Source organism: Caldanaerobius fijiensis DSM 17918, assembly GCF_900129075.1.
Taxonomy (GTDB): Bacteria; Bacillota; Thermoanaerobacteria; order Thermoanaerobacterales; family Caldanaerobiaceae; genus Caldanaerobius; species Caldanaerobius fijiensis.
This window is the reverse complement of record NZ_FQVH01000016.1, coordinates 1-20,447: the sequence shown is the minus strand read 5'-3', so window position 1 is coordinate 20,447 and position 20,447 is coordinate 1. Positions and strand designations below refer to the sequence as shown.

Here is a 20,447-nt window from a genome sequence, read left to right as displayed (position 1 = left end):
TAATTACGACTGTGATATATATACCTTTCTGCCCCGAATCTTTAATCTTCCCTCAAAAAAATATTTAATAGCTTTTGGCAACAATCGATGTTCGTGTTCTAGTATCCTTCTGGCAAGGGTTTCAGGGGTATCATCGTCTTTTACCTCTACCGCTTGCTGAAATATTATAGGTCCTGTATCCGTTCCCGCATCTACAAAGTGTACGGTGCAACCGCTCACTTTCACACCATAATCTATAGCCGCTTTGTGTACCCTTTCACCATAATAACCCTTGCCACAAAAAGACGGTATAAGAGATGGATGAATATTGATGATCTTTCCTTGAAATCTCTCAACAAATTCACTGCTCAGTATAGTTAAAAATCCCGCCAGCACCACCAGGTCCGGTTTAAAAGCTTCTACAGTTTCCAAAAGCTTACGGTCAAAATTCTGCTTGCCCAGCTCCTTCCTGGGTATGCAAATGGCCTCTATACCGTTTAGCCGTGCCCGTTCCAGAGCATACGCGCCGGGCCTATCCGATATAACCGCTGCTATATCTATATTCAGATAACCAGAATTGACGTTATCAATAATGGACTGGAGGTTTGTGCCACTGCCCGAAACCAAAACTACTACCCTATTCATATCTCTACACCTTTCTTATCTGTGACAATACCAATTATATAGGCATTATCGCCATAGTCTTTAAGGGCTTTCACTATATCATCGGCTGCACCCTGATCCACCACCAGTACCATACCTATTCCCATATTAAACGTCCTGTACATCTCAAGTTCAGGAACATCTCCCAGCTTCTGTATAAGGTCAAAGATAGGTGGTATCTCATAAGCGCCCTTAAAAATCTTAACTCCCAATCCATGTGGCAATATCCTTGGAATATTTTCAATGAAGCCTCCGCCTGTTATATGTGCTATACCTTTTATTTCATAGCCGCGAGACCTTAAAAATTTTAATGTCTTTACATAAATCCTGGTAGGCTTTATAAGTTCTTCTCCCAAAGTGCAACCCAATTCTGGTATATAATCTGATACGGAATAGTGATTCATGTTAAAAAACACATGTCTTACCAATGTATAACCATTGCTATGAATTCCGCTGGATACCAGCCCTATCAGCGCATCACCTGCTCGTATATTCTTGCCGTCAATTATAGCATCCTTTTCCACTGCTCCCACGCAAAAACCCACGAGATCGTAATCCTCTTTAGCATATATACCTGAAAGTTCAGCGGTTTCACCACCTATCAGTGCGCACTCTGCCTGCTTACACCCTTCAGCCACACCTTTTACTATTTCAGCAACCAGTTCTGCCCTCAAAAGACCTATGCCTACATAATCCAGAAAAAATAGCGGCTGAGCTCCATGACACGCCACATCATTGGCGCACATAGCTACACAGTCGATGCCTACTGTATCATGCTTTTCCATCATCTGCGCTATCTTGAGCTTCGTGCCCACTCCATCGGTGCCCGAAACCAGCACCGGATTTTTGAAACCTTTTACCTCAAAAAGTCCACCAAAGCTACCTATACCACCTATAACGCCATCTATAAAAGTAGCCCGCGTATAACCCTTAATGAGCTCTACCACTCTGTTGCCTTCGTCTATGTTTACACCTGCCTCTTTGTAATCTGCCATAATATACCTCCATTATCCATTAGATAGTTGAAAAATCATCAAATATGAATTTGCTGCCTTCTTCAGGTACTTTAATAGGATAATTCCCGTCAAAGCATCCTGTGCAAAATCCCTTATCTTTAAAACAGCTCAACAACCCTTCCATGCTCAAATAGCCAAGGCTGTCGGCACCGATCATCTTCCTTATATCCTCTACCGACGCCTTAGAACCTATAAGTTCTTTTTTAGACGGGGTATCTATACCGAAGTAGCAAGGAAATTTGACTGGTGGTGCGCTTATCCTTAAGTGCACCTCTTTTGCGCCCGCATTTCTCAACATTGCCACAAGCCTTTTGCTGGTAGTTCCCCTAACGATAGAATCGTCTACCAGCACAATCTTCTTGCCTTTTACCATCTCTGACATCACATTAAGCTTAAGTCTTACCGCGATTTCCCTGTGAATCTGATCTGGCTGTATAAATGTCCTGCCCACATACTTGTTCTTTATAAGACCTTCTCCATATGGAATACCCGATACTTCTGAGTAACCTAAAGCGGCAGGGATACCCGAATCAGGCACCGGAACAATAAGGTCCGCATCCACGGGGTACTCCAATGCCAACCTCCTACCCATTTCCTGCCTTACCGAGTACACGCTGACATCCCTTATGACGCTGTCAGGTCTGGCAAAATATATATACTCAAATATACAAAAAGCCTCTTTTTTTGATCCATCGTACTCATACGTCTTTATGCCTTCTTTGCTTATTTCTATAATCTCCCCGGGGGATATCTCCCTTACCAGCTTAGCACCTATAATGTCCAGTGCACAGCTCTCTGATGCAAAACAATATGAATCATCCATAAGACCTAAGCAAAGAGGTCTCAACCCATTAGGATCTTTTACAGCATAGATAGCTTCATTGGTCATTATAATAAGGGAATAAGCGCCTTTGATCTTTTTCATAGCCATCTTTATAGCTTCTACCATGCCATTTGCTATATATTTTACTATAAGGTGTATTATTACCTCCGTATCCGTTGACGTTTGAAAAATACTGCCACTATCCTCCAGTTCTTTTCTCAGCTCATCAGCATTGATAAGGTTGCCATTGTGAGCTAAAGCCAAATACCCGTTTTTATATCTAACAACTATAGGCTGTGCATTGTAAATCTGATTTAACCCCGTAGTAGAATAGCGCACATGGCCTACAGCTATATGACCTTTTAAGTGCAAAATGTTTTTTTCATCGAAAACCTCTGTCACAAGACCGTTCCCTTTGTGATAGTTGATCTTTTTACCATCAGATACGGCAATGCCTGCACTTTCCTGACCCCTGTGCTGCAATGCGTGCAAGGCATAATAGGTTATACGAGCGGTATCATGACCATTTATATCATAAATCCCAAAAATGCCGCACGCTTCTTTTAGCCCATTATACTGCTGATTTTCTCTCTCCATTGAGACTCAATCTCCTCTATCTTTATATCAATAAGCCTTTTTCCGTTCAAATCAATCATTAAACTATTTCCATCCACTCTACCAATTTTTTCTACAGGCACATCGTATTTTTTAGCTATATCTTCTATCTTATGCCAATTGTTTTCATCGGCACTCAAAATGATTCGGGATTGAGATTCACCAAACAACAGTCCATCAGGCCTTATATCCGAATCCAGTTTTATCTGTGCTCCAATTTTCCCTGATATACAGCTTTCGGCTATGGCTACTGCCAGACCGCCCTCACTTACATCGTGAGCTGATTTTATAAGTCCCTGATTTATGGCATCCCGTATAAAGCTCTGCACTCTTTTTTCAAAATTCAGGTCAATTAAAGGCGCATTGCCTTTTTCCAGCCCATATATCTCCTTGAGGTATTCTGTTCCACCCAATTCGCAGAGGTTTTTGCCTGCCAGAATTATTACATCACCTTTATCTTTAAAACCCTGGGTGGTCACATGATTCAGGTTTTCCAGAAGGCCTACCATCCCTATAACCGGTGTGGGATATATGGCTTTCCCCTGGGATTCATTGTAAAAACTCACATTGCCGCTTATAACAGGAATGCCCAGTACTTCGCAGGCTTCTTTTATCCCAAGTATGGCTTCGCGGAATTGCCAGTAAACTTCTTTTTTCTCAGGATTGCCGAAGTTTAATCCATCTGTTATGGCCATCGGAATGGCACCACTGACTGAAAGATTCCTGGCTGCTTCAGCCACAGCTATCTTTGCCCCTTCTCTAGGGTTAAGATAGCAGTACAACCCGTTGCAGTCGATGGTCATGGCGATACCCTTATTTTTGCCCTTTATCCTCAATACTGCCGCATCTGACCCGGGTATTACCACAGTATCTGTCCTAACCATATAATCGTACTGCTTATAAACCCACTCCTTGCTGCATATATCCAAAGAACTCATAAGCCTCAGCAGCACGTCATTATAATCCGAAGGCAACGGTATTGAATCAATATCCAGATTATTCAAGTCATCCTGATACGAAGGTTTCTCATATTCCCTCTCGTACACAGGGGCATTTGCCAGAGATTTTGCAGGTACTCTCGCCACCACTTCTCCTCTGTCTTTAACCGTCAGCATTCCATCATCTGTTACCACACCTATAACCGCTGCATGCAATCCCCATTTGTCAAATATGTCCATTACTTCCTTTTCTCTACCCTTTTTGACGACTACCAGCATTCTCTCCTGAGATTCAGACAACATAACTTCAAAGGGCGTCATACCTGTCTCCCGTTTTGGCACCTTGTCTATATCTATTTCTATTCCTGTGCCAGCTCTTGCCGCCATTTCACAGCTAGAGGAGGTTATACCAGCAGCGCCCATATCCTGTATGCCTACCACAGCGTCAGATTCAAATAACTCCAGACAGGCCTCCAGCAGCAATTTTTCCATAAAAGGATCCCCAACCTGAACCGCAGGCCTTTTCTCCTCTGATTTCTCGCTTAATTCCTCAGAAGCAAAACTGGCACCGCCTATGCCATCCCTTCCGGTAGTAGAACCCACCAACATTACGGTGTTGCCAACGCCGCTAGCCACACCTTTTTTTATCTTGTTTTTGTTCATTATACCCACGCTCATGGCATTGACCAGAGGATTACCTTTATAGCTCTCATTAAAATATACTTCTCCAGCTATTGTGGGTATACCCATACAGTTACCATATCCCGCTATCCCTGCCACCACGCCGTTAAAAATATACTTGACCCTGTCATCGTCAAGGTTGCCAAAGCGCAATGAATCAAGCGTTGCAATAGGCCTTGCACCCATAGTGAATATATCGCGCAATATACCTCCTACTCCCGTAGCAGCGCCTTGATATGGCTCTATAGCAGAGGGGTGATTATGACTCTCAACTTTCATTACAATGGCATCGTCATCGCCTATATCAATAATACCCGCATTCTCTCCAGGACCTTGCAAAACGTAAGGTCCTTTTGTAGGCAAAAGCTTCAACAACGCCTTAGAATTTTTATAGCCGCAATGTTCTGACCACATGACGCTGTACATGCCCAATTCCACGATGTTGGGTTCCCTACCAAGTATATCCTTTATCATCTCATATTCGCTGTCAGTAAGGCCCAGTTTGATCCATATCTTTTCCTGCTCCATTTGCACCCTCCAATCTTAAAGCAGATATTCCACAACCGATTCAAAAATCGCCCTTCCGTCTTCACTGCCTAATATGCTCTCAGATGCCCTCTCTGGATGTGGCATCATGCCAAGTACATTTTTATTTTCATTTAAGACGCCGGCAATGCGATCAACAGAGCCATTGACGTCTTCTAAATACCTGAATGCTATTAAACCTTTATCTTTGAGCTTTTCAAGGGTATCATTATCTACATAATAATTGCCTTCTCCATGAGCAATAGGAATATTTAGGATTTGACCCGATTTGAGTTTTTTTGTGAAAGGTGAATCAGTGTTCACAGCCTGTATTTGAACAGTATCACATATGAACTTCAAATTTTTATTTCGCCTTAAAACCCCTGGTAACAATCCGGCTTCTGTCAGAATTTGAAATCCGTTGCATATGCCTATAATAGGCACACCTTTTTTTGCCGCATCTATCACGCTGTTCATAACGGGCGAAAATCGGGCAATAGCACCTGCCCTTAAATAATCGCCATATGAAAAGCCACCTGGGAGCACTATCAGATCCAGATCACTTATGTCAGTATCTTTATGCCATACATACCTGGTATCAACAGATAGTACGTCCTTTAAAACGTGATAGCAGTCTACATCACAATTAGAGCCCGGAAAAACCACTACCCCTGCCTTCATCTTTACACCTCCGTTATCTCAAAGGTGTAATCCTCAATAACAGGATTAGCCAGCAGCTTTTCGCACATCTCTTTAACCTTCTCTTCTGCCGTCTTCATTTCTTGCTCATCGATCAAAATTTCGATATATTTTCCCACTCTCACATCCTGGACATTTCCAAAACCCAAAGTCTGAAGTGACCCTTTTATAGCTTGACCCTGCGGATCTGATATGCCTTTTTTTAACGTAACTTTTATCTTCGCTATCATGATTTACCTCCTATTCGCCAATTACCCTTCTTAAAACCTCTTGATATGCCTCTTCAACACCGCCCATGTCTCTTCTGAACCTATCTTTGTCCAGTTTTTCCATGGTTTTTGCATCCCAGAACCTGCAGGTATCAGGAGAAATCTCGTCAGCCAGGACAATCTTATCACCGTATCTGCCAAACTCTAGCTTAAAATCGGCTAATATAATTTCTTTCTTTAATAAATACTCTGTCAATATTTCGTTAACTTTTAGTGAATACTCCTTTATCACCTTTACCTCTTCTTCTGTTGCAAGACCCATGGCTTTAATATGGTCCTCATTTATGAATGGATCTCCCAGCTCATCATTTTTATAGCAAAACTCCAGAACAGTACAATTAAGCCTTGTCCCTTCTTTAATACCCAATCTCTTAGAAAGACTACCTGCCGCGTAATTCCTGATCAGCACTTCTACAGGCACGATTTTTACGGCTTTGACCAGCATCTCCCGGTCAGATAGTAATTTTTCAAAGTGGGTGGGAACACCTCTGTCTTCCAGCATCTTAAAGAAAAATGCCGACATCTTATTGTTCACTATTCCTTTATCTATTATAGTACCTTTTTTCAGACCATTAAACGCTGTCGCATCATCTTTATATTCTACTACATAGAGATCAGGATCGCTGGTCCTATAAACCTTTTTCGCCTTGCCTTCGTACAACATCTCCAATTTTTCCATTTAAAACACCTCATTTCTTATTTCATTATCTTTTTTTATAACATCCTGTGCCATTTTATCTCTATACGCTGCTATTTTTTCGGATAATTCTGGATATTTTAAGGCCAATATCTGAATTGCTAAAAGCGCAGCGTTCTCGGCACCATCAATAGCCACCGTAGCCACAGGTATTCCCTTGGGCATTTGTACCATAGAAAGTAGCGAATCCATGCCATCCATCGTAGAGGATTTTACAGGAACACCTATGACCGGCAATGTGGTCATAGCCGCCAAAACCCCCGCCAGATGAGCCGCTTTACCTGCTGCTGCAATTATAACTTCATAACCTTTCCCCGCAGCACCTTTTGCAAAGTCAGCAGCAACATCTGGCGTCCTATGCGCCGATATTATCCTGACGTCAAATTGCACATCAAATTCTTTTAACACGTTTATACACTTTTTCATCAAAGGCAAATCCGAATCGCTGCCCATGACAACAGCTACTTTTGGCATAATATTCCCTCCTTTAAATACTGAAGTTCGATATTGCTATCGAACTTCAGTGGTCAACCTCTTTATGCTTTTAAAAACGCATATCGCAAGATAAATAGTATTGTAAATATATACATCATGGGGTGCACTTCTTTAGCTTTCCCCTTAACGATTTTAACCAAGGTGTAGAATATAAATCCTGCAGCAATCCCATTGGTTATGTTGTAAGTAAATGGCATGAGCACAACTGTCATGAAAGCGGGCAATGCTTCTGAAAAGTCATCAAAGTTTATACTCGTTACTGCGCCGAGCATCAAAACTCCCACTATTATCAGCGCCGGAGCAGTTGCCTGAGCCGGGACAATGCCTACGATAGGCGCAAAGAATAACGCCAAAAAGAACATTATTGATGTTACAACTGAAGCCAGACCTGTCCTTCCACCTGCGCTTATACCGGCCGTGCTTTCTACATACGTCGTCACATTGCTCGTACCCAGAAGAGCACCCATAGATGTAGCTATCGCGTCAGCAAATAAAGCCCTGTCCATCTTGGTAGGAAATCTACTTCCCTTCTTAATCTCACCATTAACGTCATCAAATACGTTAGTCCTTCTTGCAGTACCTATAAAGGTTCCTATGGTGTCAAAAGTATCTGCAAGGCTAAATGCAACTATAATCGTTATAACTCCTAAAATACCGACTTCAGGTCTAAATAAATGAGCAAAGTCTAGCTTAAGAAATGTAGGTGCAAGGCTAGGAGGCAGTGATACAATAGCTGTAGGGACCTTTGAGATACCCATCGGAATACCTATTATAGTAGTTATTAATATACCCAGCAGTATAGCACCTCTTACCCTTAAAACCATAAGCAGAGCTGTTATGATTAAGCCTATAAGTGTCAAAAGTGTTGTAGGTTTAGAAAAATCGCCCAGCTGTACAAGTGTATCCGGATTCTTAACTACCAAACCGCCCTCAACAAAACCGATCAACGCTATAAAAAGTCCAATCCCAGCACCTATAGCATTTTTTAGCGAATCCGGAATAGCCTTCACAATCATAATACGCAATTTCGTAACAGTTATAATTATATTGATAATACCGCATACAAACACCATCGCCAGCGCCGACTGCCATGAATACTTAAGCTGGCCTACTACATAAAAAGTAAAAAACGCATTCATACCCATTCCTGCTGCCAGTGCAAATGGCACGTTAGCAAATAAGCCCATTATCATTGTTGCAATGATAGCGGACAATATGGTGGCAACAAAAACCGCACCCTTATCCATTCCTGTGTTGCTTAAAATCAAAGGATTTACAAAGATGATGTAGGCCATTGTTATAAATGTAGTTATACCTGCTATGATTTCAGTTCTCACCGTTGTGCCATGCTCTCTAAGCTTAAAGTACCTGTCTAAAAAACTTCCATTTTCCACACTATCCAATCCTCCTTTAATATTATTTTTAAAGCTTTTACCTGAACAAAAAACCCGAACAAATAGATTCCACTCACGAGTGAAACCTATCCGTCCGGGCTTTTCTCCCACACCGGTGTGGTATTTACATACCTGTACCGCTTGGACCAAACACTCCACGATGACCCTTCGCAGAGCTGGAACCCTAGGTACACTTTCACTCATAGTCAGGTAGTTTACGGCAACCTGGTAGAGACTCTTGAGCCATATCCTCAAGATTATATGAGCTTATTGTTCGTATTTTATTGTCTTACGCAATAATAATAACAGAAATTCTATGCTGAGTCAATATATATACGCTCAAATTTCCCACTTTTTCGCAATTAATGTTCGTGTTTTACTCCCATTCTATAGTGGCAGGTGGCTTTGACGTTATATCATAGACAACCCTGTTTACACCCTTTACCTCGTTGATGATGCTTCTAGATATAGAATCCAACAATTCCAATGGCAGTCTGGCCCAATCAGCTGTCATACCGTCTGAGGATGTCACAGCCCTTAATGCCACCGTATATGCATATGTTCTTTCATCGCCCATAACGCCCACCGACTTTATGTCAGGCAATACAGCAAACGCCTGCCATACCTTATTGTAATAACCGGCTTCCTTTAATTCCCTTATGAAGATATGATCAACCTGTCTAAGTAAATCCAGCTTTTCTTCTGTCACTTCTCCCAAAACTCTCACGGCAAGCCCTGGCCCCGGGAAAGGATGTCTGTATAAAATCTCCTCGGGTATTCCCAGCTCTTTCCCTACAAGGCGGACTTCATCTTTAAACAGGTTTTTAAGAGGTTCCAAAAGCTTAAATTTCATATCTTCAGGAAGCCCACCTACGTTGTGATGGCTTTTTATCGTAGATGCCACCTTGCTCCCACTTTCAATGACATCAGGATACAACGTCCCCTGTACCAGGTACTCAACACCCTCAAGTTTATTAGCCTCTTCCTCAAACACCCGTATAAATTCATTGCCGATGATTTTGCGCTTCTGCTCAGGATCAACTACGCCCTTCAATTTAGATAAAAAGCGCTCCCTTGCATCTACTCTGATGAGATTGATATCGAACTTATCCCTGAAAACTCTTTCTACGGTATCAGCTTCGTTTAGCCTTAAAAGGCCATTGTCTACAAAAATACATGTCAGCTGGTCTCCTATAGCTCTGTGCACCAATACCGCCGCCACCGATGAATCTACTCCACCGCTTAGCGCACAAATAGCCTTTTTATCGCCTACGGTTTTCTTGATGCTCTTTACCGTCTGCTCCACAAACGAATCCATAGTCCAATCGGCGCTCATATCGCATATCTCAAAAAGAAAATTCTTTATCATATCTTTTCCCAGAGGAGTATGTTCTACCTCTGGATGAAACTGTACAGCGTATAATTTGCGTTTCACATCAGCCATGGCCGCAACAGGCGTATGGGCTGTAGATGCTATAACCTTAAAATTCTCCGGTAACTGCTCTATGAGGTCAACATGACTCATCCAGCAAACCGTCTCCCGCTCAATACCTTTAAATAGAGGTACGTTGTTGTTTACTACCAGTTCCGTCTTGCCATATTCGGCAACTTCAGCCCTTTCTACTGCCCCACCTAATAACAATGCCATAAGCTGAGCACCATAACATATACCTAAAACAGGTATTCCTAATTTGAATATTTCAGGATCGCATTTAGGCGCATCTTTTACATACACACTGGCCGGTCCACCCGACAGCACAATACCCATAGGTTTATATTCCCTTATCTTCTCAGGCGAAATATCATACGGAACTATTTCGCAGTATACATTTACTTCGCGAATCCTCCTGGCAATAAGCTGGGTGTACTGTCCGCCGAAATCAAGGATTAATATTGTCTCTCTCATCTTTTCACCTCATGTCACACTATAATTAGGAGCTTCTTTTGTTATCATTATATCATGAGGATGGCTTTCTTTTAAACCTGCTGATGTAATTTTTACAAACCTGGCATTGCGTCTCAATGCCTCCAGATCTTTTGCGCCACAATAGCCCATACCTGCTCGCAATCCTCCTATGAGCTGGTATATGGTCTCGCTTAAGGGCCCTTTAAAAGGCACCCTTCCTTCAACCCCCTCAGGAACCAGCTTTTTAGCATCTTCCTGGAAGTATCTATCTTTGCTGCCTGATGCCATAGCTCCCATGGAACCCATACCCCTGTACACTTTAAAGCTTCTGCCCTGATATATTTCCATTTCGCCGGGGCTTTCTTCGGTACCCGCAAATAGACTACCTATCATAACGACACTGGCACCTGCTGCAAGGGCTTTTACGATATCACCTGAATACTTTATACCTCCATCTGCTATTATAGGTATACCGTACTTATCTGCAGCTTCAGCGCAATCCATAATCGCCGTCAACTGAGGCACACCTACCCCTGCCACTACCCTTGTAGTGCAAATAGAACCCGGCCCTATACCTACTTTTACGCAATCAGCGCCGGCTTTAATAAGATCCTCCGTCGCCTCTTTTGTAGCCACATTCCCGGCTATAAGCTGAACATCAGGATACGCCTCTTTTATTTTCTCTACAGCCTCAATAACCCCTTTAGAGTGCCCATGAGCGGTATCCACCACGATGACATCCACACCGGCATTTACCAACGCCGCAACCCTTTCCATCATATCCCTTGTGACGCCAACCGCAGCACCAGCCAGCAGCCTACCTTTTGAATCCTTCGCTGCATTGGGATACTTTATGCTCTTTTCTATATCTTTTATGGTTATAAGACCTTTTAAGTTGAAATCTTCGTCTACCAGAGGAAGTTTTTCAATCTTATGCTTTTTAAGTATCCTTTGGGCTTCAGCAAGGGTTGTACCTACAGGAGCTGTAACAAGGCCTTCTTTTGTCATAACCTCGCTTATCTTTTTGCTCAAATCATCTTCAAATCGTATATCCCTATTGGTAATTATGCCTACCAGCTTGCCATTGACTGTAATGGGTACCCCGGAAATATGGTACCTTTCCATGAGCTCCAACGCATCCCTTATGGTATGATCAGGGGACAAATAGAAAGGATCTACTATAACTCCATGCTCTGACCTCTTTACCTTGTCTACCTCTGAGGCCTGCTTTTCTATAGACATATTTTTGTGAATGATGCCGATCCCGCCTTCTCTAGCTATAGCAATGGCCATTTTAGACTCCGTGACCGTGTCCATTCCCGCGCTCATAAGGGGTATATTGAGTTTGATTTTATTGGTCAATTTTGTGGACACGTCCACTTCTTTAGGCAAAACCTCTGACTTTGCCGGAACTAAAAGCACATCGTCAAATGTCAAAGCCTCCTTAATTACCTCTGCCAACAGTTTCATCTCCCTTCAATAGTAATTTAAACTCAGCTTTATTTTTTACCTCCGTGTATTTTGTATTACTATAGCAGATAAAAAAAAAGGTGTCAAGAAAATTAAGTCATCAGAATTTCTTGCACCTTTTATATATACCCTTTTACTTTTATTTGCTCTATATGGATTGATGGAAAGTCCTGTTTATGACATCCAGCTGCTGCTCCCTTGTAAGCTTGATAAAGTTCACCGCATATCCCGATACCCTTACCGTAAGCTGAGGATATTTTTCCGGATGTTCCATAGCATCCAACAGGGTTTCTCTGTTCAATACGTTTACGTTTATATGGTGTCCACCCTTGGATATATATCCATCCAATAGTGCTACCAGATTATTAATGCGGGATTCTTCATCTTTACCCAAAGCCTTGGGCACAATGGTAAATGTATTGGATATGCCATCAAGGGCATCGTCATAAGGCAACTTTGCCACAGAATTCAATGAAGCAATAGCTCCTTTCTCGTCTCTGCCGTGCATGGGGTTGGCGCCAGGAGCAAATGGCTCACCTGCTTTTCTGCCATCAGGTGTTGCGCCGGTCTTTTTCCCATAAACCACATTAGATGTGATGGTCAAAACCGACATGGTGGGTATAGCATTTCTATATGTTTTATGCTTTCTTAGCTTTCTCATGAATCTCCTAACAAGATCCACCGCAATGGAATCCACCCGGTCATCATCATTTCCGTATTTCGGGAAATCACCCTCTATTTCGAAATCTACAGCTATACCCTGTTCGTTCCTGATAGGCTTTACCTTAGCATATTTTATAGCGCTCAGTGAATCCACTGCCACCGATAATCCTGCCATGCCATAAGCCATAGTCCTAACCACATCTTTATCGTGTAAAGCCATTTGAGACCTCTCATAGGCGTACTTATCATGCATATAGTGTATGACGTTCATGGTATTTGCATAGGTCTTGGCCAGCCATTCTAAAACCTGATCGTACTTTTCCATCACTTCATCGAAATCCAGATACTCTGAGGTTATAGGTTCAAAGGGTGGTGTTACCTGCTCGCCATATACTTCATCTTTGCCTCCATTTATAGCGTAGAGAAGGGCTTTTGCCACATTTACCCTGGCTCCAAAGAACTGCATCTGCTTACCTATAGGCATAGCTGAAACACAGCATGCGATGCCATAATCATCCCCATATATAGGCCTCATCAGGTCGTCGCTCTCATATTGTATAGAGCTGGTGTTGATCGACATTTTCGCGCAAAATCTCTTAAACCCTTCTGGTAGGTTTACCGACCATAAAACTGTAAGATTGGGCTCAGGTGCCGGTCCTAAATTGTTGAGGGTGTGCAATATCCTGAAAGAAGTTTTTGTAACCATGGGCCGTCCATCAACGCCCATGCCCCCTATAGATTCAGTTACCCACACAGGATCTCCGCTAAATAGCTCATTGTATTCAGGGGTTCTTAAAAATCTGACGATCCTGAGCTTTATGACAAACTGATCTATAAGTTCCTGAGCTTCTTCCTCCGTCAATGTACCTTCTCTTAAATCCCTCTCTATATATATATCTAGAAATGTAGAAACCCTGCCCAGGGACATCGCTGCACCATTTTGCTCTTTTATAGCCGCCAGATACCCAAAATAAGTCCACTGCACAGCTTCTCTAGCATTTTCTGCTGGTCTTGATATATCAAACCCATAATACGATGCCATTATTTTCATTTCTTTTAGTGCCTTTATCTGTTCAGCGATTTCTTCCCTAAGCCTTATAATATTTTCATCAAAAACATCTACTTCCAGTTCCTTTAATTGCTCTTGCTTATCCTCTATAAGCCTGTCTATGCCATACAGGGCCACACGCCTATAATCACCTATTATTCGACCTCTTCCATATGCGTCAGGCAACCCTGTTACTATGCCCACATGTCTTGCCAATTTCATTTCGGGTGTATAAGCATCAAAAACACCGTCGTTATGGGTTTTTCTGTATTTTGTAAATATCTCATCAACTTCTGGGTCTAATTCTAGATTATACGCTTTACACGAATTTCGAACCATTCTGATACCGCCAAAAGGCATTATGGCTCTCTTTAGAGGCTCATCTGTTTGCAACCCTACTATTACCTCATTATCCTTATCTATATAACCTGGTCCATGGGAAGTAATCGTAGAAATTGTTTTTGTATCAGCCGCTAATAAACCGCCGTTTTCTATTTCTTTCTTTAAAAGCTCCTGTACTTTATTCCAAAGCTTTTCTGTTCTCTCTGTAGGTGGTTTTAGAAAGCTATCATCACCATAGTATGGAGTATAATTATTCTGTATAAAATCCCTCACATCCACTTTCTCGCGCCATTTATTTCCTTTAAAACCTCTCCACGCTCTTTCCACACATATCACTCCTTCATGTACTTTGTATACCATCTGGTAATCAGCATCATTCCCGTCATGTACTTATATTATACTATAATATTTTCTTGTAGTCAATATACTGTATACAGTATATACTAAACTTTTCCTCTTTCAAATGTTCAAATCTTCACTATCTATATAAAATATAAATACGGTCATTTGCCCAAGTATGCACTAATACCCCTATATATAGCCTCAGCTATTCTGGTCTGATAGCTATCATCTTGTAGCAACTTTTCCTCTTCGGGATTGGACAAAAAACCGCATTCCACTATTACAGCGGGTATCTTTGTATTTCTGAGCACATATAAGCCATCAATCGGCAATGCCTCACGGAAATTACTGGTATCTACTTTTTTTAATTCAGCCTGTATTATCTTCGCCAGCTTTTCTCCCTCTATCGAACCCCTCTGATAAAAAGTCTGCGCTCCATAGTATTGAGGATCTGGAAAACTATTTAAATGTATACTAATAAACACTTTTGCACCCGACGAATTGGCCATATCTGCTCTTCCCTTTAACTTGGATGCATCAGAACCATCCTCCAGTTTATCAGCCCTTTTGCGCGTCATAAGAACTTTTATGCCATTTTTCTCCAAAATACTGCTGAGTTTATACGCAATTTTGAGGTTTATAATATCTTCTCTTACCCCATTAGCGCTTACTTTGCCAGGATCCCCTCCTCCGTGACCGGCATCTATAACCACATCATAATTATAGCGATTAAATACCATTGTGATTGCGCTGTCATAAAAGATGTCAAGACCCAAAATCAATGCAAGAATAATTGCTACAATTGCCAAATGAAAATCCTTAATGTACAGCAACCTTTTCTCCTCCCCCGGTAACGTTAAGTTCAAACTATCCCACTGATAAAATTTATATGCATCAGTCACAAAAATAACCCTCCATCATAGGATGTTAATAGATAAAAAGAAAGGAGGATAATTATGCTCACTCGAGAAATAACCTATATAGTTCAACCGGGGGATACCATTTATTTAATTGCCAAAAAATTCAACACTTCGGTGGAAGCTATCGTGGCTGCAAACAACCTTGCAGTTCCTGCTCTTATATATCCTGGACAGATACTTCGCATTCCCGTAACCGGTGTAGAATATATAGTACAACCCGGTGATACGGTATATAGTATTGCTACAAAATTTGGCGTGCCATATTATACCATCATATACGTGAACAATATAATGTATCCATATACAATATACCCTGGCCAGAGACTATTTATACCTACCATGAGCCCGATCACATACAGTGAAACGACTATTGAAGAGCAAAGCCATATGCCGCCATATCCAATTCCATGCCAGTATTTCTATACCGTAAAACCAGGCGATTCTATGTGGAGCATTGCCAATATGTTCGGCATACCTCTGGACTGTTTGATCAAGGCCAACCCGCATATACATCCCAATAAAATATATCCAGGACAGATCCTTTGCATACCCGCATACTGCCCGCCTGCTCCACCGTCTCCATGTAAGACATACTACACCGTAAAGCCCGGCGACTCTATGTGGACCATCGCCAATATGTTCGGCATACCTCTGGACTGTTTGATTAAAGCCAACCCGCATATACCCGATCCCAGCAAGATATATCCGGGACAGGTCCTTTGCATACCTGCATACTGCCCACCTGCTCCACATCCACCAGCACCATGCCAATGCCAGACATACTACACCGTAAAAGCTGGTGATTCCATGTGGTCAATCGCCAAAAAATTCGGTATTTCTTTAGATGCACTTATTAAAGCCAACCCGCAAATACCCGACCCCAGCAAAATATATCCTGGACAGATCCTTTGTATACCTGCTGACCCCCCATCACAGCAAGAAATAGAAAAAAGCAAAGAAACTGAAACTGAGAAAAGTGAATAAAAAAATTAAAGAGGGCTCTCTTTGAGCTCTCTTTGTTTAATGTAAATCATGTCAGAGCTTTCCTAAATTCATTTATAGTCATGTGAACCATCTCTTTAGCAGGACCACCTATCACCGATCTGCTCTGAACGCATTTATACAGGTCCAGCACCTCATAAATATCATCTTCAAAGAGATCAGAAAAAGAACGTAATGTATCTATACTTAAATCTTCCAGCGCACATCTATCATCTAAGGCCTTCTTAACCACCTTCCCCACGACCTCGTGAGCTTTCCTGAAAGGCATACCCTTTTTCACCAGATAATCAGCCATATCTGTAGCGTTCATGTATCCATATTTAGCTGAATTCCTCATATTGTCCTTATTAAATTTTATTGTTTTCATCATCCCATCAAATACCCTTATGCACGCCTTTAACGTATCAATACCGTCAAATATCGCTTCTTTATCTTCCTGCATGTCCTTATTATATGCCAGGGGCAAACCTTTCATAAGCGTTAGAAGAGCTATAAGGTCACCATACACTCTGCCCGTCTTACCTCTTATGAGTTCCGCTGCATCCGGGTTTTTTTTCTGTGGCATCATGCTGGATCCTGTAGCAAAGCTATCATCCATCTCTATAAAGCTGAATTCTTTTGAGTTCCACAGTACCAGTTCTTCGCAAAAGCGGCTTAAATGCATCATTATTATGGCAGCAGCGCTTAAAAACTCAATTCCATGGTCCCTGTCACTGACAGCATCAAGGCTATTCGGTGTAACGCCGTCAAACCCCAATAATTGCGCGGTATATTCCCTGTCCAGATTATAAGTAGTACCTGCCAGAGCTCCTGATCCCAACGGCGAAAAATTCATTCTTTTTACGCAATCTTCCAGCCTGCCTATGTCTCTTAAAAACATGCTGCAATAGGCCAGCATATGGTGAGCTAAGGTAATAGGCTGCGCCCTCTGCAAATGGGTATATCCTGGCATCAAGGTGTCCACATTATCTTCGGCTATATCCAGAAGGGTATTTACCATCGATTTTAAAAGTTCGATTATGCCCTTTATCTCATCTCTCATATAAAGCCTTAAATCCAATGCCACCTGGTCATTTCTGCTTCTGGCCGTATGCAGTTTTTTCCCCGCTTCTCCTATCCTGCTGGTCAACAGCGCCTCTATATTCATGTGAATGTCCTCATTCTCCTTGGTAAACTCTACTTTGCCTTCTTTTATATCATTCAATATACCATTGAGGCCATCCACGATCTCTTTAAGTTCATCATCGCTCAATATACCGGCCTTGTGCAGAGTCATGGCGTGGGCTATGCTTCCTTTTATGTCCTGTTCGTACATCCTCGCATCCACATCTATAGAGGCATTAAACTCCTCCAAAAGTTTATCTGTATCCTTTTCAAATCGGCCTCCCCACAGTTTCATTTTGCCTTACCTTTCTCCATCAATGCCCTGATCTTCAAAGGCAATCCAAAGATGTTTATAAAGCCTTCCGCATCTTTCTGATTATACACCTGATCTTCGCCAAAGGTAGCAAATTCCTGGCTGTACAAGGAATAAGGAGATTTAGCACCAGCTGGGGTACAGCTGCCTTTATACAGCTTCAGCCTGACGGTACCTGTCACATTCTTCTGCGTTACGTCTACAAAGGCATCCAATGCTTCCCTGAGGGTTGTAAACCACATGCCATCGTACACCAATTCTGCGTACTTATGGGCTACCATATCCTTAAACCTCATGGTCTGTTTATCAAGGGTCAGGCGCTCCAATTCCCTATGGGCTATATATAAAACAGTTCCCGCCGGTGTCTCATATACGCCCCTGGACTTCATCCCTACTAGACGGTTTTCTACAATGTCCGCTATGCCCACTCCATTTCTCCCTGCTATTTCATTCAATACTTTTATTAATTCAACAGGACCGTACTCCACACCGTTAACTTTATAAGGTATTCCTTCTTTAAAATCTATTTCTACGTATTCAGGTTCATCCGGAGCCTGGGTAGGCGGCACTATCATCATATAGAGGTCATCTTTAGGCTCATTCCATGGATCTTCAAGATCACCGCCCTCATGGCTTAAATGCCATAGATTTCTGTCCATGCTGTAGGGCTTCTCTTTAGTTACAGGCACAGGGATACCTTTCTTTTGCGCATACTCTATCTCATCTTCCCTAGACTTAAACTCCCATTCCCTCCACGGCGCTATCACCTTTAATTCAGGAGCTAATGCTTTTATAGCGAGCTCAAAGCGAACCTGGTCATTACCTTTACCTGTAGCGCCGTGGCATATGGCCTCTGCTCCCTCAGCCAATGCGATATCCACCAGTTTTTTAGCAATCAACGGCCTGGCAAAAGACGTACCCAAAAGGTATTTATCTTCATATATTGCTCCTGCCTTCAGTGTGGGAAATATATAGTTAGTGACAAATTCCTCTACCACATCCTCCACATATACCTTTGATGCCCCGCTCTTTAAGGCCTTTTCCTCAATGCCCTCTAACTCATCTCCCTGACCCACATTCACACAAACCGCAATTACATCGTAATCGTATTTTTCTTTTAACCACGGAATTATAACAGAAGTATCCAATCCTCCCGAATAAGCTAAAACCACCTTTTTGTTTTCACTCATCATCATTTCTCCCCTCGCGACAAAATCTTTGTATTATTATACATTAATATTTATATTTATGCAAGGATAAGTATAGATAACTTTAATCCACAATTTACAATATTTACAATAGTTGCTTCCGAAAAAATTCAATAGCTTCGGCAGGTGACTTTGAGGGGATGTGTTATGCTTGTTCTATTATATTAGATATCATTCCATAATATAGTTGATATTCCGTATATATATAATATAATTATTCCTGGAAAAGAGGAGGAAATATTATGAGAAAAAATATTATTATCTCGCTTTTATTAGCGCTGTCTTTTTTATACTTCCCAATTATATCAATGGCAAGTCCCGTTGATACAGCAATCCAACAGCAATCATTGACTAACTCAAAGGAAAAATTAGATGTAGAAAAAGCAATAACAAATGGCAATATAAATCCAAAAGATTTTCTTTTCAGAAGAAAAAATGATCTGGGAAGAGAGGAATTAAAGAATATTACAAGCCCAGAGAACCTGTCCTATGGAAAACCTTACAAAGTCGTATCTGCCAACAAAGAACTTATAGAAAACTTAATGTATAATAAACCAATATCAATGACGTTGAAAAATGCTCGATATCACTGGGAAATACCTGTTATTTATAGAAATGGTGGTTCCGCAATCCCTGTAGCTTCTTTTTCCATCGACTACATCAACGGTAGATGGGAAGTAGTGGAGATCGGCGGACATCTATCCCCAGAATTAAGCTATTTTAGCAGCAACCAAAAAGATCTCGTAGACTATTTCAAGCAAAATAAGATTTATAATGCAGATTTATTTATTCATTTTCGTATTCCATCCTTAGGAAGCGATTTCTTATACATTTCGGCGGGTAATAACGAATATTTTGTACCCTTAATATACCGTCCGGGTGGAAATGTCTTTGGGCTTAAAAATAAAACCCTATATACCAGGGATCAATTTGTAACTACCCTTAAGCCTTTTCTGGAAACCACGCTTGAATATGACGAATCGGGCTTGGCAGGTGGTGCACCTATAGGTAAAAAAAGTACCACACCAACAAGCACCGCACCATTGTATTATAAATACTCTTTAATATTCATTCCCATTGCTATTATAGCAATTATAGCCATAAAAAAATCTGTATCTCATTCGAATAGAGGATAGATCCAGGTTGCGGGCATACCGTACGAATATAAAGGGGAAATCAAATTTCCCCTTTTTCTTTCTCTTTTATCTTATTTTTTATTTTCTCTAGAGTGTTATAATTCTCCAATATATCTTTCACCGCTTTATCATAGTGTCTTTCTTTGACCGCATCAGTCAATGATGTCTCCAGCTTGCCATCGTCCTTTACAACGTAAAC

At 41.6% G+C, this 20,447-nt stretch carries 17 protein-coding genes and 1 riboswitch; of the genes, 2 read left to right on the top strand and 15 right to left on the bottom strand.

What is annotated here, in order from left to right; genetic code table 11:
• Nucleotides 1-3 precede the first annotated feature (3 nt).
• From purN to BUB87_RS07625, 13 genes are all read right to left on the bottom strand, one after another.
• A complete protein-coding gene (gene purN, locus BUB87_RS07685) occupies nt 4-624 on the bottom strand; it encodes a phosphoribosylglycinamide formyltransferase (protein WP_073343656.1) in 621 nt (206 codons plus the stop codon).
• Nucleotides 621-1,637 (bottom strand): phosphoribosylformylglycinamidine cyclo-ligase, encoded by a 1,017-nt coding sequence (gene purM, locus BUB87_RS07680; RefSeq protein ID WP_073343654.1) that lies wholly within the window; start codon nt 1,635-1,637, stop codon nt 621-623. The genes purN and purM overlap by 4 nt, the downstream gene beginning before the upstream one ends.
• Before the next feature lie 19 nt (nt 1,638-1,656).
• Nucleotides 1,657-3,078 carry an amidophosphoribosyltransferase gene (gene purF / locus BUB87_RS07675; RefSeq protein ID WP_073343651.1) on the bottom strand — a complete coding sequence of 474 codons (1,422 nt, stop codon included), beginning with the start codon at nt 3,076-3,078 and terminating at the stop codon, nt 1,657-1,659.
• On the bottom strand, nt 3,045-5,243 hold the full coding sequence (gene purL / locus BUB87_RS07670; protein ID WP_073343649.1) for a phosphoribosylformylglycinamidine synthase subunit PurL: 2,199 nt from the start codon (nt 5,241-5,243) through the stop codon (nt 3,045-3,047). The genes purF and purL overlap by 34 nt, the downstream gene beginning before the upstream one ends.
• A 15-nt stretch (nt 5,244-5,258) precedes the next feature.
• Nucleotides 5,259-5,921, bottom strand: coding sequence for a phosphoribosylformylglycinamidine synthase subunit PurQ (gene purQ / locus BUB87_RS07665; RefSeq protein ID WP_073343641.1), 663 nt, complete (start codon nt 5,919-5,921; stop codon nt 5,259-5,261).
• Nucleotides 5,922-5,923: 2 nt separating this feature from the next.
• Complete coding sequence (gene purS / locus BUB87_RS07660) at nt 5,924-6,169, bottom strand: phosphoribosylformylglycinamidine synthase subunit PurS (protein ID WP_073343638.1); 246 nt, start codon at nt 6,167-6,169, stop codon at nt 5,924-5,926.
• Nucleotides 6,170-6,179: 10 nt separating this feature from the next.
• The gene (purC, locus tag BUB87_RS07655; protein WP_073343635.1) at nt 6,180-6,887 is read right to left on the bottom strand and encodes a phosphoribosylaminoimidazolesuccinocarboxamide synthase; all 708 of its coding nucleotides are present in this window, start codon (nt 6,885-6,887) and stop codon (nt 6,180-6,182) included.
• Nucleotides 6,888-7,379 carry a 5-(carboxyamino)imidazole ribonucleotide mutase gene (gene purE, locus BUB87_RS07650; protein ID WP_073343633.1) on the bottom strand — a complete coding sequence of 164 codons (492 nt, stop codon included), beginning with the start codon at nt 7,377-7,379 and terminating at the stop codon, nt 6,888-6,890. It abuts the gene before it with no gap.
• Between the two features lie 62 nt (nt 7,380-7,441).
• On the bottom strand, nt 7,442-8,803 hold the full coding sequence (locus BUB87_RS07645) for an NCS2 family permease (RefSeq protein WP_268761618.1): 1,362 nt from the start codon (nt 8,801-8,803) through the stop codon (nt 7,442-7,444).
• A gap of 174 nt (nt 8,804-8,977) precedes the next feature.
• Nucleotides 8,978-9,079, bottom strand: a riboswitch (purine riboswitch).
• A 91-nt stretch (nt 9,080-9,170) separates the two neighbouring features.
• Nucleotides 9,171-10,700 (bottom strand): glutamine-hydrolyzing GMP synthase, encoded by a 1,530-nt coding sequence (guaA, locus tag BUB87_RS07640; RefSeq protein ID WP_073343628.1) that lies wholly within the window; start codon nt 10,698-10,700, stop codon nt 9,171-9,173.
• Nucleotides 10,701-10,709: 9 nt separating this feature from the next.
• Complete coding sequence (gene guaB, locus BUB87_RS07635; RefSeq protein WP_407641831.1) at nt 10,710-12,161, bottom strand: IMP dehydrogenase; 1,452 nt, start codon at nt 12,159-12,161, stop codon at nt 10,710-10,712.
• A 157-nt stretch (nt 12,162-12,318) separates the two neighbouring features.
• Nucleotides 12,319-14,550: a formate C-acetyltransferase gene (gene pflB, locus BUB87_RS07630; protein ID WP_456059095.1), complete on the bottom strand. Its 2,232-nt coding sequence runs from the start codon at nt 14,548-14,550 to the stop codon at nt 12,319-12,321.
• Between the two features lie 176 nt (nt 14,551-14,726).
• Nucleotides 14,727-15,398 carry an N-acetylmuramoyl-L-alanine amidase gene (locus BUB87_RS07625; RefSeq protein ID WP_234945993.1) on the bottom strand — a complete coding sequence of 224 codons (672 nt, stop codon included), beginning with the start codon at nt 15,396-15,398 and terminating at the stop codon, nt 14,727-14,729.
• Between the two features lie 123 nt (nt 15,399-15,521).
• On the opposite strand from BUB87_RS07625, the gene safA reads away from it, so the two are divergent.
• On the top strand, nt 15,522-16,469 hold the full coding sequence (safA, locus tag BUB87_RS07620) for a SafA/ExsA family spore coat assembly protein (protein WP_073343620.1): 948 nt from the start codon (nt 15,522-15,524) through the stop codon (nt 16,467-16,469).
• Nucleotides 16,470-16,515: 46 nt separating this feature from the next.
• On the opposite strand, the gene argH is transcribed toward safA, so the two are convergent.
• Both argH and BUB87_RS07610 read right to left on the bottom strand, forming a co-directional pair.
• A complete protein-coding gene (argH, locus tag BUB87_RS07615; protein ID WP_073343619.1) occupies nt 16,516-17,886 on the bottom strand; it encodes an argininosuccinate lyase in 1,371 nt (456 codons plus the stop codon).
• Nucleotides 17,883-19,094 (bottom strand): argininosuccinate synthase, encoded by a 1,212-nt coding sequence (locus BUB87_RS07610; protein ID WP_073343755.1) that lies wholly within the window; start codon nt 19,092-19,094, stop codon nt 17,883-17,885. Before BUB87_RS07610 ends, argH begins: the two co-directional genes overlap by 4 nt.
• A 260-nt stretch (nt 19,095-19,354) precedes the next feature.
• Between BUB87_RS07610 and BUB87_RS07605 the strand changes: the two genes are divergently transcribed.
• The gene (locus BUB87_RS07605) at nt 19,355-20,248 is read left to right on the top strand and encodes a hypothetical protein (RefSeq protein WP_073343616.1); all 894 of its coding nucleotides are present in this window, start codon (nt 19,355-19,357) and stop codon (nt 20,246-20,248) included.
• Nucleotides 20,249-20,447 lie beyond the last annotated feature (199 nt).